At 63.3% G+C, this 13173-nt stretch carries 10 protein-coding genes and 1 pseudogene; 8 read left to right on the top strand and 3 right to left on the bottom strand.

Annotated features, from left to right (window positions below):
* Positions 1-52: 52 nt before the first annotated feature.
* The 3 genes from P3T21_RS24790 to P3T21_RS24780 form a co-directional block, all read right to left on the bottom strand.
* Positions 53-1327: an NAD(P)/FAD-dependent oxidoreductase gene (locus tag P3T21_RS24790; RefSeq protein ID WP_429258598.1), complete on the bottom strand. Its 1275-nt coding sequence runs from the start codon at positions 1325-1327 to the stop codon at positions 53-55.
* Between the two features lie 41 nt (positions 1328-1368).
* Positions 1369-2037, bottom strand: a complete 669-nt coding sequence (locus tag P3T21_RS24785) for a haloacid dehalogenase type II (RefSeq protein WP_429258597.1) — start codon at positions 2035-2037, stop codon at positions 1369-1371.
* A gap of 212 nt (positions 2038-2249) precedes the next feature.
* Entirely contained in the window at positions 2250-3728 is a 1479-nt protein-coding gene (locus P3T21_RS24780) for an aldehyde dehydrogenase family protein (protein ID WP_429258596.1), read from the bottom strand.
* A gap of 250 nt (positions 3729-3978) precedes the next feature.
* Between P3T21_RS24780 and P3T21_RS24775 the strand changes: the two genes are divergently transcribed.
* From P3T21_RS24775 to P3T21_RS24740, 8 genes and pseudogenes are all read left to right on the top strand, one after another.
* Complete coding sequence (locus tag P3T21_RS24775) at positions 3979-4848, top strand: GNAT family N-acetyltransferase (RefSeq protein ID WP_429258595.1); 870 nt, start codon at positions 3979-3981, stop codon at positions 4846-4848.
* A gap of 185 nt (positions 4849-5033) precedes the next feature.
* Complete coding sequence (locus tag P3T21_RS24770) at positions 5034-6461, top strand: aspartate aminotransferase family protein (protein WP_429258594.1); 1428 nt, start codon at positions 5034-5036, stop codon at positions 6459-6461.
* Between the two features lie 34 nt (positions 6462-6495).
* The gene (locus tag P3T21_RS24765) at positions 6496-7968 is read left to right on the top strand and encodes an NAD-dependent succinate-semialdehyde dehydrogenase (RefSeq protein WP_429258593.1); all 1473 of its coding nucleotides are present in this window, start codon (positions 6496-6498) and stop codon (positions 7966-7968) included.
* Positions 7965-8954, top strand: coding sequence for a M14 family metallopeptidase (locus P3T21_RS24760; RefSeq protein WP_429258592.1), 990 nt, complete (start codon positions 7965-7967; stop codon positions 8952-8954). Before P3T21_RS24765 ends, P3T21_RS24760 begins: the two co-directional genes overlap by 4 nt.
* A gap of 192 nt (positions 8955-9146) precedes the next feature.
* Positions 9147-9470, top strand: coding sequence for a DUF4148 domain-containing protein (locus tag P3T21_RS24755; protein WP_429258591.1), 324 nt, complete (start codon positions 9147-9149; stop codon positions 9468-9470).
* 191 nt (positions 9471-9661) lie between these two features.
* Positions 9662-9955, top strand: a pseudogene (locus P3T21_RS24750) (cupin domain-containing protein); the annotation flags it as partial.
* 112 nt (positions 9956-10067) lie between these two features.
* Positions 10068-12311, top strand: coding sequence for a TonB-dependent siderophore receptor (locus tag P3T21_RS24745; RefSeq protein WP_429258590.1), 2244 nt, complete (start codon positions 10068-10070; stop codon positions 12309-12311).
* An 89-nt stretch (positions 12312-12400) separates the two neighbouring features.
* The gene (locus P3T21_RS24740; RefSeq protein WP_429258589.1) at positions 12401-13171 is read left to right on the top strand and encodes a hypothetical protein; all 771 of its coding nucleotides are present in this window, start codon (positions 12401-12403) and stop codon (positions 13169-13171) included.
* The last annotated feature ends 2 nt before the right edge of the window (positions 13172-13173 follow it).

The raw sequence follows: 13173 nt of genomic DNA, 5'->3' as shown, positions 1-13173 counted from the left end.
TCCGCGTGAGGTGGTTCGTGGTGTCCCGTAGCCTGTCGCTGTCGGGCAGGGGTCAATAAAAAACGTCTTTGATCTGGTAATACGCGCCGACGAGCGGCAGAAACCACGGCTTGCCCGTGTGCCCGGGAATCGCCGGCCAGTCGAAATCGCGCCACGGATTCGCCGCTGCGTTGCCGCCGATCACATCGGCCATCACCTGGCCCATGTGCGTCGACATCTGCGTGCCGTGGCCGCTGTAGCCCATCGAGTAATACACGCCGTCGTGCTGGCCGGCGCGCGGCAGACGGTCGGCGGTGATGTCGACGAGACCGCCCCAGCAATAGTCGATACGCGCGTGGGCGAGCTCCGGGAACACCCGCGCGAGTCCGGCTTGCAGGATGCGTCCGCTCTTCGCATCCGAAGGCTGCTCGGATGCGGTGAATCGCGCGCGGCCGCCGAACAGCAGGCGCGAATCCGGCGTCATGCGGAAGTAGTTGTGCATCAGGCGGCTCGTCGTGTACGAACGGCGCTTCGGCAGAAGTTGCGCGAGCAGCGCGGGCGGCAACGGCTCGGTCACGACGATGAACGAGCCGATGGGCGCCATACGCCGCCGATACCAGCCGAACGGTCCGTGCCGCGAAGGGCCGGTGGCGATCAGCACCTGGCTTGCGCGCACTTCGCCACGCGCCGACACGATCCGGTATGCACCGCCTTCCTTCTGGATCGCGCTGACCTCGGCGTGTTCAAAAAGCCGCGCGCCGTTGCGGACCGCTGCGTTGGCGAGACCGGCGGCGAACTTGCCCATATGCATCTGTCCGCCGTGCTTTTGCAGCAGCCCGCCGAAAAAGCTGTCCGATGCGACTTCGTTGCGAATCCTTTCCCTGCCGATGACTTCGACATCCGGATCGACTTCACGCCGGATCAGCTCAGCGGTTTTTTCCAGATGATCGAGGTGATGCGGTTTTGCGGCGAGTTTCAGCTTGCCCGTCGCCAGGTAGTCGCAGTCGATGCGTTCTTCGCGAATCAACCGCTCAACCGTATCGACTGCCGCCGCATACGCGAGGTAACACTGCTGCGCGCGCTCGACGCCGAGTTGCGCGCGCAGCGCCGCGTAGTCCTGCGCGACACCGGTGTTGCACTGGCCGCCGTTGCGGCCCGATGCGCCACCGCCCAGGCGCCCCGCGTCGAGCACCGCGACCGACGCGCCACGCTTGCCGAGCGCAAGCGCCGCCGACAGCCCGGTGAAGCCGCCGCCGATCACGGCGACGTCGACCCGCGCATCGGGCGGTCCCTCGGCTGCCGCCATGCCGGCGGGCGCCGTGTCGAGCCAGTACGAATCGAGCTTCATCGGATGTCCCTGTGCGATGCAGACGATGTGGGCGTGGGCGCTTACAGGCCCAGCAGCGTGGCGAGACCGCCGATGTCGTCGACTTCGTAGTACTGGTAGTACGGTGTCGACGGTTCGTGGCCGCGCTTGACGAAAGCCTTGTGCCTGACGCCCATGTCGTGCGCGGTCATCAGGTCGTAACGCAGGCTCGACGACACGTGCAGCACGTCTTCCGGGTTGCAGTCGAGCTGGTCGAACATGTATTCGAAGCCCTGCATGCGCGGTTTGTACGACTGCGCCTGCTGTGCGGTGAAGACCTTGTAAAACGGCGCGCCGAGCTTGTCGACGTTGCTCTGGATCTGGTCGTTCGATGCGTTCGACAGGATCACCAGTTTGTACTTCTTCGCGAGGCGCGACAGACCTTCCGGCACGTCGGGGTGCGGGCCCCAGGTCGGCACTGCCGTGTAGAACTTTTCGGCTTCCGCTTCATTGAACGCGATGTTCATGCGCTGGCAGGCCCGGCGCACCGAATTGACGACCACGTCGCGGTACGGTTTCCAGGCGCCGAGCACCTCGTCGCGACGATAGCCGGCGAAGAACGTGACGAATTTCTCCAGCTGTTCGCCTTGCAGGCGGTCGGCGAACAGTTCGCGCGCCATGTCCGCCATACGAAATTTCGTCAATGTGCCGTAGCAGTCGAACGTGATGTACTTCGGCTCGAAATCGATCATGGTGTCAGTCCTTTCGTGTAAGTGAGCCCGTCCGGAGCTCAGGGGCGAAATACAGGAAAGCGCATTCCTGTGGAAAATTTAATCAGTGCAAAAAAGCGGGGGTGTCGCTAAATCCTGCTGGCTCACAACATATTCGACGCGTTTTGAGGGGCCCTCACAGCACACTCTGCGGTGTCGCGGGCGCCGCCCCCGCCGCGCCGTTTCACATCGGGTCAAACCCGCATGTCGATCAGCACGCTCTTGAAGCGCAGATTGGCTTCGTAAGCCTGCCGACCGAGATCCTTGCCGATCCCCGAACGCTTGTAGCCGCCCGTCGGGATCATGAAATCGCTGGTGCGGCCGTAACGGTTGACCCACACCGTGCCCGCCTCGATGCCTCGCACGAAGCGCAGCGCGCGGCCGAGATCGGCCGTATGAACACCAGCGGCGAGCCCGTAGTCCGGGTGGCGCGCCAGTTCGAGCGCTTCGTCTTCGGTGTCGAAGGTTTGCAGCGTCAGAACCGGGCCGAAGATTTCCGCCCGCACCGCCTCCGATTCGGGCGTGACGCCGGTGAGCATGGTCGGCGCATAGAACGCGCCGGGCGTCGCACCGTCCACGCGAGAACCGCCGCAGCAGAGCCTCGCGCCGCTCGCGACGGTGCGTTGCACGATCGCGTCGATACGGGCCGCCTGCGGGTCCGAAATGATCGGCGGCAATGTCGTGCCAGACGCCCATGTCGGCCCGGCGCGCAGCCCGGCGAACACCTGCTGGATGCGCCCGGCGAGCTCGTCGGCGATCGAACGTTCGACCAGCAGCCGCGAACCGGCCACGCACACCTGCCCCGCATTGCCGGTAATCGCGCCGGCAATGCGCGCGGCGACGTCGGCCAGACGCGGTGCATCGGCGAACACGATCTGCGGGCTCTTGCCGCCCAGTTCGAGCGTGACCGGTTTGGTGCCGGTCTCTGCGCACGCCGCCATGATCGCGGCGCCGGTGCTGGTCGAGCCGGTAAAGGTCACCTTGCCGATCCGCGGATGACGCACCAGCGCATCGCCCGTGGTGCGGCCGTCGCCCTGTACGACGTTGAAGATGCCCGGCGGCACGCCCGCCGCGACCGCCAGCTCAGCGAGCCGCAACACCGAAAACGGCGTCATCTCCGATGGCTTCAGCACGACCGCGTTGCCGGCCGCGAGCGCCGGCGCGATCTTCCACGACGCCATCACCAGCGGAAAATTCCACGGCGCAATCGCGCCGATCACGCCGATCGGCTCGGCGATCGTCATGCCGAGATGATCGTGATCGGTCGCGACCACGTCACCGCCGATCTTGTCGGCGAACTCCGCGTAGAAGCGGATGCCTTCGGCGGTAAACGGTACGTCCCAGGCCGCGGCGTCGCGAACCGGCCGGGTCGAGCCAAGTGCTTCGAGCGGCGCGAGCGTGGCGACATCGGCGGCGACCAGGTCGGCGAACTGGCGCAGAATGCGCGCGCGTTCGCGCGGCGCCATGTGCGCCCAGCCGCTTGTGCGAAACGCCTGCCACGCATTGTCGACAGCACGGTCGACCAGCGCCGCATCGGCGCGCGGCACGGAGGCATAGATCACGCCGTCGGACGGACGCGCAACGTCGATCCGTCCAGCGCCTTCGTCGACATATTCGCCGCCGATGAAGTGGCCTTGACGTACCACGACCTGGGCGGGATCGAAGCTGTCCATGTACTGTCCTCGTCAGAATGGGTTCGGGGTGGGTAAATCGTATGCCCGGCCCTCTGGCACATGTCGTCGACAAAAACAGCGAATCAGCAGATCGCACGCGTTGTAGCCGCCCCCACAGCATTTTCTGCGTCGGGGCGTCCGACGCCCGTGCAGTGCGGGCCTGCACGGCCGGGAACAGCCAGATCGTCCTAGTCAAGTTCGCGCGACGATGCCAAAGTGCGGGTGTAAGGCTTCAGTCAAGGAGGTCGGCGTGTCCGGCGAGCAACAGAATTCCCCGATTACTTACAGGCCCTTCACTGCCGACGACCTCGTCGCGGCGCACGCGCTCTCCCGCGCCGCGAAATGGCGGCATCGCCCCGACGACTGGCGTTTCGTCGCTGCAACCGGCCAGGGGTTCGTCGCGGAACAGGCCGGCGTGGTGATCGCCACGACGCTGCGCTGGATGTATGGAGACGGCGGCGCGGCGCTCGGGATGCTGATCGTGGCGCCAGAACATCAGGGGCGCGGCATCGGGCACAAGCTGATCGAACTGCAGTTGAAGGAGACCGGCGATCGCACGACGGTGATGCAGGCGTCGCCGCTCGGCCGACCGATCTGCGAGCAGCTCGGTTTTACGGCCGCCGGCACGCTCGATCAGCATCAGGGCGCGGCGTTCCAGCCGCCGCTGGTTTCGTTGCCGCCGGGCGAACGGCTGCGGCCGATCGGCTCGAACGACACCCCACGCCTCGTTGAACTGGCGACGCGCGCAAGCGGGCTCGACCGCAGCGCGATCCTGCCTGCGGTGCTCGAAGCCGCCGACGGTATCGCGCTCGATCGCGATGGCGAAATGCTGGGTTTCGCGCTGTTTCGCCGCTTTGGCGACGGGCACGTGATCGGGCCGGTGATCGCCCCCGACGCGCCGGACTGCAGCCGTGCGAAGGCGCTGATCAGTCATTGGCTCGCGCTGAATGCGGGCATGTTCGTGCGGATCGATACGCCGGAAGACAGCGGGTTGTCAGCGTGGCTCGAAGAAATGGGCCTGCCGCTCGTCGATACGATCACGACGATGGTGCGCAATGGGCCGCTGCGGGTCGATCCGGACGTGCGGCAGTTCGCGGTGACGAGTCAGGCGGTGTACTGAATCACAGAGACGCCACTTCGCAGGTGCCGTCGGCCCGTGGTGACGGGCGCGCAGCAGAATATGCTGCGCGCGCAGGGCAATTCGCGGTGAATGCGCTTTTCAGCGATTAATTTGGCGACACGGGCACACGGCGTGACTCATTAGTATGGAACGGTCAACAGCCTTTCCAGAACGGGAATTCCACCATGCCGACTCATTCGCCGACCCAGTCCCTCATCGAAGCCGATCGCAAGCATCTGATTCACCCCGTCGTCAGCTACCGCGCCCATGAAGCGCGCGGCGTTACCATCCTCGAATCGGCGCGCGGCGCCTTTCTGCGCGACAAGGCGGGCAACGAAGTGCTCGACGCGTTCTCCGGCCTCTGGTGCGTGAATGTCGGGTACGGTCAGGACAGCATCGTGCGCGCGGCAACCGAACAGATGACGCGCCTGCCCTACGCCACCGGCTACTTTCACTTTGGCTCCGAACCGGCGATCGAACTTGCGGCGAAGCTCGTCGAACTGGCGCCTGCGTCGTTGCAACATGTGTATTTCACGTTGGGCGGATCGGACGCAGTCGACTCCGCGTTGCGTTTCATCACCCACTATTTCAACGCAACCGGCCGGCCGTCGAAGAAGCACATCATCGCGCTCGAACGCGGCTATCACGGTTCGTCGTCGGTGGGCTCGGGGCTCACTGCGCTGCCCGCATTTCATCGCAACTTCGATGTGCCGCTCGCGACGCAGCACCACATCCCGTCGCCGTATGCATATCGCAACGATTACACCGACGATCAGGCGCTGATCGCCGCATCGGTCGCCGCGCTCGAAGCGAAGGTCGCCGCGCTTGGCGCCGACAACGTCGCCGCCTTTTTCTGCGAGCCGGTTCAGGGCTCGGGCGGTGTGATCGTGCCGCCGGCTGGCTGGCTGAAAGCGATGCGCGACGCGTGCCGCAAGCTCGACATCCTGTTCGTCGCAGATGAGGTCATTACCGGTTTCGGCCGTACGGGTCCCCTCTTCGCCTGCCAGGCGCAGGCCGAACAAGTCGAACCGGATCTGATGACGGTCGCAAAAGGATTGACCGCGGGTTATGCGCCGATGGGCGCGGTGCTGATGTCCGATGCGATCTATCAGGGCATCGCGGACGGCGCCGACGCGTCGGCAGTGATCGGCCATGGGCATACGTATTCGGCGCACCCGGTCAGCGCGGCGATCGGACTCGAAGTGATGCGGCTCTATCACGAAGGCGGGTTGCTGGCGAACGGCATCGCGCAGGCGCCGCGCTTCGCGCAAGGCCTCGACGCGTTGCTCGCACATCCGCTCGTCGGCGAATCGCGTCATCGTGGCCTGCTCGGTGCACTCGAGCTGGTGTCGGACAAGGACAGCAAGCGCGGCTTCGACGCTTCGCTGAAACTGTCGGAGCGTATCGCTACAGCGGCATACAACCATCGCCTCGTGTTCCGTGCGTTCAACGACAATATCCTCGGCTTTGCGCCAGCGCTCTGCTATACAGCAGCCGAATTCGACATGCTGTTCGAACGCCTGACGAAGACACTCGACGACGTGCTCGATCAGGCGGATGTGCGCGCCGCGTTGGGCCGCCCGCGCGTGGCGAAACACGCAGCCGCCGCGTGACTGCCGTGCTAACCGTGACCACAAAGGAGTGTCAATGAGCAGCCGACTGCAACTGGACCAATTGATCCGCGCGGACAATTTCATCGACGGCGCCTGGCAGCCGGCGGCGAGCGGCCAGCGCTTCGCCGTCACCGATCCGGCGACGGGACGAACGATCACGCAGGTCGCCGACAGCGGTCCGGCCGATGCGCGTGCCGCCACCGATGCCGCCGCACGTGCGTTTCCGGCGTGGCGTGACGCGCTGCCGGGCGAACGCGCCGCGGTGCTGCGCCGCTGGCACGCGGCCATCGTCGAACATGCCGATGCGCTCGGCCAGCTGATCTCGCTCGAACAGGGCAAGCCGTTCGCCGAAGGGCGCGGCGAGGTGATGTACGGCGCGTCGTATGTCGCGTGGTTTGCCGACGAGGCAACGCGTATCTACGGCGACATCATTCCGCAGCAGCAGCGCGGCAAACGGATGTCGGCGGTGAAGGAACCCATCGGCATCGTCGCGGCGATCACGCCGTGGAATTTTCCGCTCGCCATGATCGCCCGCAAGATCGCACCCGCGCTTGCCGCGGGTTGCACGGTCGTGGCCAAGCCTGCCGAAGACACCCCGCTCACCGCGCTTGCACTGGCGCTGCTCGCGCACGAAGCCGGTGTGCCGCCTGGCGTGCTCAATGTGATCTCCGCCTCGCGCGAGAACACGGTGCCCGCCGTTGCCGAGTGGCTCGCCGACAGCCGTGTGCGCAAGATCACCTTCACCGGCTCGACGCCCGTCGGCAAACATCTGGCGCGCGAATCGGCGGGCACGTTGAAGAAGCTGTCGCTGGAACTCGGCGGAAATGCGCCGTTCATCGTGTTCGACGATGCGGATATCGATGCGGCCGTCACGGGTCTGCTGGCCGCGAAATTCCGCAATGGCGGGCAGACCTGCGTGTGCCCGAACCGCGTGTATGTGCAGTCGGGCATCTACACCAGGTTCGCTGACAGGCTCGCGACGCAAGTCGCCGCGCTGAAGGTGGGGCCGGCCACCGATCCCGCATCGCAGATCGGACCGATGATCAACGCACGGGCAATCGACAAGATCGCGCGTCACGTCGACGATGCGGTGAATCAGGGCGCACGGGTGCTCGCGGGTGGCCGGCGCCTCACCGAACTCGGCCCGAATTACTACGCGCCGACCGTGCTCGCCGACGCGACGTCGTCCATGCAGTTGAGCTGCGAAGAAACCTTCGGTCCGGTCGTGCCGCTGTTCCGTTTCGATAGCGAAGACGACGCGATTCGTGCGGCCAACGACACGCCATTCGGTCTCGCGTCGTATTTCTACAGCCTGGACGTGCGGCGTATCGACCGCGTCGCGCGGCAGCTCGAAGCGGGCATTGTCGGCATCAACGAAGGCGCGCTCGCCAGCGAAGCCGCGCCGTTCGGTGGCGTGAAGGAATCGGGTTACGGCCGCGAAGGATCGAAGTATGGTCTCGACGATTACCTGTCGATCAAATATCTCTGCCAGGGCGGTCTGCAATGAACGATAAAGCCTATCCCGTCGAAGTCGCGTTTCCTGACATAGCCGTACATGAGGATAGCGACTCCGGCATCGCGTATCTGCATACGTTCGATTCCGGTGTGGCCGGACCGCACGTCATGATCAATGCGCTGACGCATGGCAACGAGGTATGCGGCGCGATCGTCGTCGACGCGCTGTTGCGCGCGAAGTTGCGGCCGCGGCGTGGACGGCTGACGTTGTCGTTCGCAAACGTCGCGGCGTACCGCAACTTCGACGCTGCGCGGCCCGACGCCGCGCGTTTCGTCGACCAGGATTTCAACCGCGTGTGGACGGGCAATGTGCTCGACGATCTGTCGCGTACGTCGTGCGAGCTTGCGCGCGCCCGTGAGATGCGGCCCGTGATCGACACGGTCGATCTGCTGCTCGATCTGCATTCGATGCACGAGAAAAGCAGGCCGCTGATTGTGGCGGGGCCGCTGGCGAAGGGCGTCGAACTTTCAGCTCGCCTCGGCACGCCCGCAACCGTGATTCGCGACGAAGGGCATCCCGAAGGACGACGAATGCGCGATTACGCAGGCTTCGGCGACGCAGAGAGTCCAAAGAACGCGCTGCTGATCGAGTGTGGACAGCATTGGGAAGCGAGTGCGGTGGACGTCGCGCGCGACGTCACAGCACGATTCCTGCTGTTGTCAGGCGTGATCGATCGCGGCGATCTGCCGGCGGACTGGATCGCGCCGCTGCCCGTCGAAATGCTGGTCGTGCAGGTGACGGAGCCGGTCGTCGCGCGCAGCACCGAATTCTGCTTCGCTGGACCTTACACGGGACTCGAGGTGTTTGCGGAAGCGGGCAGCGTGATCGGCTGGTCGGACGGCGAGGCGGTACGTACGCCCTACCCGGATTGCATGCTGGTGATGCCTTCGTTACGACAGTTGCGTCCGGGCGTCACGGTGGTGCGGCTCGGGCGGATCGAGCGGCGGATCGGGATTGCAGCGGCGCAACAACACTAGAAACCAGACTTCGGGTGGGGAGATGAAAGTCCAATAGATCAAACAAGGCATTGCACTCGAAGCCTGTTGCGCCCGTGTGAACCAGGTTCAACGAATGTATCGATACTGAAGGGTAGCTCACCTAGACTTAACGACTAGCTACAGACGTGGGCGTTCGTAGCAAGCAAGGTTAAGCCCAGGAGGTAATTCGTCATGAAGTCGCTAATGTTTGCAGTCTTCGCCGCTTCAGTCCTCGCCGCTCCGGTTGTATCGTTCGCTCAGTCGGACGCGCCCGTAACCCGTGCGCAAGTGCGCACCGAACTCAAACAACTCGAAGAGGCCAGCTATAACCCGGCCAGGGGAGAAGACCCTAATTATCCGGCCGACATCCAGGCTGCAGAAACGCGCGCTGCAGCGCAAAACGGCGCGCCTGCTTATGGCGGGATAGTCAGCGGGACATCGGCCTCTGGTGCTCCGGCAATCAGCCACCCCGCTTCTGCCGACGAAATGAACAAGCTCTACTTCGGCGGTCAATGAACAGCCAGGTTTTCCACGGGTCGCCGGGCGGCCGCAGAGTACTACGCTCTGCCGGCCGCAGCCCAACTGAAATCCGATTGCACGGTGCCGTCGAGCGGTGAGGCAAGGAGCGGTCGCAACCGGTTGATGCCGGATGCGACCGCGCTCGATGCGACCGCACTGTTTGCCGGCAAGATCAAAAATGCACGACGCCAGGCGGGAGTGAGGATTGCATCCAGCCTGGCGGACACGTGCTGCCCGACTCGACGAACGTCGACTTTCTGGCCAGCGCCTTCCCACCGCTAATACATGTTCAGACCTGTTCCCCGCCTGCGACGAACCTGACGTGGCTGCTGGAAAAACTTGTCCACAAGCAGGCCGATGACCTTCCCGGAGCCGCTATCGCTTCGGCGCAGCTCGCGCAGTTGATGTTTGTCCACCTCCTGCGCACTTCCATTTCATACGGTCTGCATCCCACGCCTATCCCCGGGATGCTTTCGACTTGATAAGGAAATTGAAAGAGGGTATAAATGCGAACCATTCTCAAATGCGAATACGTCGCATTTGAGAATGAGCAATTCGTACTTACCCTCTCCTATATCGACTGCGGAAGAATCCATGAAATATGCTGTGCCGAGCCGACGTCCCCGTCGCATCGGGCGTCTAAAAAAGTTCGAGCTTCCCCGCGCGTTTGGTACAGCAACGGTGCTCGTGACGGCAGCCTGGCCAGTAGTGAGTTACGCCGCTGCGGACGTTGCCGCTGATCCGGTTCCTGCTTCTGCGGCGTCTTCCGCCAGGTTTTCGCCGCAGGACGCGGGCCATACGCCCGAAGGGGACGTTGCCGACGGCGGCACGCTCAAAGCCGTGGCGGTCACCGGCACGAATCTGCAGCGCGCGAGCACCTATGCGCCGAAGACAGTCGAAACCGGACAGTACCGCGGCCTCGATGCGCTGGACGTCCCCGCAACCGTGAACGTCGTGACCAGCGATGTCTTGAAGGCTCAAGCTGCAACGGGCCTTTATGACGCGTTACGCAACGTTGCGGGAGTCGTACGTCAGCAATTGAACGGCATCGCTTACGACAACCTCTCCATCCGCGGCATCCCCCTTGATAACCGTACCAGCTATTACCTCGACGGCGTGCTGCCGATCGACAACAACATCTGGATGCCGATGGAGGACAAGGATCGCGTCGAGGTGTTGAAGGGCGCGTCCGCGCTCTACTACGGTTTTGCGGTCCCGGCGGGCATTGTCAACATGGTCACGAAGCGCGCCGGCAGTACGCCGGTGACGAGCGCATCCGTTCTGGTGGATTCAAACGGCTCCGTGGGCGTGCATGCCGATCTCGCGCGCCGCTTCGGCGCGGATAATCAGTTCGGCATACGCGTGAACGCGATGGATGAGCATCTCGAGACCCCAATCACGGGTGACCGCGGCTATCGGAAGTTCGAGAGCGTCGCGCTGGACTGGCGAGCAACCAGTCGCCTGTCGTTCAAATACGACCTCGAGCACATCGACCAGCGCGTTGTAGAGCAGGCGGGTATCACGCCGCTGGCGGCGGTAAAGGGCGTGATTACGCTGCCCAGATTACCTGATGCATCCACCCTGCTCGTCCCTAACGACAAGAAAACAAACGCGACAGCCACGAGCCAGCTGTTTCGCGCCGACTATCTGATCTCCGATAACTGGAGCGCGAATGTGTCGGTGGGTCAATCCATCACGCAGCGCGATCGCTGGCTCTGGATCATGCAAAAGTACAACGTGAACACCGGCGCCGGGACCTTGCAGGGAAGCAAGCAGAACGGCCAGTTCTACGAGAGCAAAATCGTTCGCGCGGAGATGAATGGCGATTTCCACACGGGCAGTATCCATCACGATGTCACGTTTGACATGTCTCAGACCTGGCAGTTCCAGCCCGATTTCACAACTTACTACTACACCGCGGCACAAAACCTGTACGCGCCCGTCAGCATCGCAAAGCTCACCGCCGCGGGCTCAAAAGCCTTCTACGCGCAGCACATCAGCAACGGCGGCGCCTATGTGTTCGATCGCATTGACTTGACGCCGCAGTTGCAATTCACCCCTGGCCTGCGCTACGCCGATTACCACGCGACACAGGCCAACACACCGACACAGGATGTGAACCGCACGTCGCCATCCGCGAGTCTGGTCTACAAGCTGACACCGCAGACCAGCGTGTATGCGAGCTATATCGAAGGGCTCGAATCGGCCGGGAGTGCCCCGGCCACTGCATCGAACGCGTACCAGGTGTTGCCGGCCGCCGTTAGCAAACAGGAAGAGATAGGCGTGCGACATCGCTTCAGCAACGATTCCCTTGCTTCGATTGCCTTGTTCCAGATTCGCCAGCCCGCTGCGAGTACCGACGCGAATAACATCTATGCGCTGAACGGCACCGGTCGTTATCGCGGACTGGAGTTTTCGTACCAGGGCGACATTACCGGCGACCTTTCGATTGTGACCACAGGCATGTGGCTGAATGCCCGGCTTGTCGACAGTACGGATGCGACCACACTCGGAAAGCGTCCCGAAAACACGCCTCGCTATACGGGCAGCATTTTCCTGAATTACCGCATACCGCACGTCACAGGTCTCTCGCTCAATGGCGGGGCCTATTTCGTCGGATCGCGCCCGATCAACGATGCAAATCAGGCAACTATCCCCGGCTACACACTGTTCTCGGCAGGTGCCCGCTATGCGACGCAAATCTTCGGAAAAGGTGCGACGTTTCAGCTAAACGTCGAGAACGCATTCAACAAACACTACTGGGCGTCGGCGGGATCGAGCCAGTTGGGCATCGGACTGGAACGCACGGTCTCGCTCACATCGACCTTCGATTTCTAACCAGCCCTTATCTGAACGCGGCTTCTTAAAGGAAGAGCATGTTGACGTCCATCTTTTCGGTGTATCGGCTATCCCGGGTTACGCGGTTAATGGCCGCCAGCCTCCTGAAGTTCGCATCGCTTCGGCGCCGCGAGACGTTTGCCACGATTGCCGTCGCCGTGGTGGCCATCGTCGAACTGAGTAGCAGCGCTATGGCTTATGGGGCGCCTCCTGGCGTCGGAACCCGGCAGATCACCGATCATAAAAAAGTGCTGTATGTGACCCGGCTCGCACACCGTGACCGGGAAGCAGACGACAAGGTCCGCGCTCATCTCGAGGAGCGTGGGATGATCGTCACCATGGTCGACCAGAGCAGCCCGGTCAGCGTCGCGCAAGGCGAAGATCTGGTGATCATTTCTTCGGTCGTCAGCGCGCGAGACATGGTGGGAACGGCGTTTCGAGACGTGCCCGTGCCGTTGTTGACATGGGAGTCAGACCTGTTTGATTCGCTGCGATTTACGGGGCAAAAGAAGGGCGAGGATTTCGGCACGCTGGAGAAGGAACACTATATCAACGTGGTCAACGCGCCGAGTCCGCTGGCAGGCGGGATCCCTGCGGGCAAGCGGTGGGTATATCCACGCGACGATGAAATGGGCTGGGGTAAGCCGGCTCCCGGTGCGACCGTCATCGCCACTGTTCCGGGCGAGCCGACCGAGGCGGTGATGTTCGCCTACGAGAAGGGCGCTACGATGGACTACGATTTCATCGCGCCGGCGCGTCGGGTCGCTGTGTTCCTCGGCAACCGGTCCTTTGAAAAGCTGAGTGCCGACGGCGCAACACTGTTCGATGCGGCGCTCGATTGGGCTGTGGGTTCCAGGTGACG

Source organism: Paraburkholderia sp. GAS334 (assembly GCF_050436625.1).
Taxonomy (GTDB): Bacteria; Pseudomonadota; Gammaproteobacteria; order Burkholderiales; family Burkholderiaceae; genus Paraburkholderia.
This window is presented reverse-complemented; position numbering and strand designations above follow the sequence as displayed.

Excerpts from the sequence above, each read along its gene's own strand:
- P3T21_RS24765 (WP_429258593.1), top strand. The coding sequence starts at position 6,496 with ATGAGCAGCCGACTGCAACTGGACCAATTGATCCGCGCGGACAATTTC.
- P3T21_RS24780 (WP_429258596.1), bottom strand. The coding sequence starts at position 3,728 with ATGGACAGCTTCGATCCCGCCCAGGTCGTGGTACGTCAAGGCCACTTC.
- P3T21_RS24760 (WP_429258592.1), top strand. The coding sequence starts at position 7,965 with ATGAACGATAAAGCCTATCCCGTCGAAGTCGCGTTTCCTGACATAGCC.
- P3T21_RS24755 (WP_429258591.1), top strand. The coding sequence starts at position 9,147 with ATGAAGTCGCTAATGTTTGCAGTCTTCGCCGCTTCAGTCCTCGCCGCT.
- P3T21_RS24740 (WP_429258589.1), top strand. The coding sequence starts at position 12,401 with ATGGCCGCCAGCCTCCTGAAGTTCGCATCGCTTCGGCGCCGCGAGACG.
- P3T21_RS24770 (WP_429258594.1), top strand. The coding sequence starts at position 5,034 with ATGCCGACTCATTCGCCGACCCAGTCCCTCATCGAAGCCGATCGCAAG.
- P3T21_RS24745 (WP_429258590.1), top strand. The coding sequence starts at position 10,068 with ATGAAATATGCTGTGCCGAGCCGACGTCCCCGTCGCATCGGGCGTCTA.
- P3T21_RS24785 (WP_429258597.1), bottom strand. The coding sequence starts at position 2,037 with ATGATCGATTTCGAGCCGAAGTACATCACGTTCGACTGCTACGGCACA.
- P3T21_RS24790 (WP_429258598.1), bottom strand. The coding sequence starts at position 1,327 with ATGAAGCTCGATTCGTACTGGCTCGACACGGCGCCCGCCGGCATGGCG.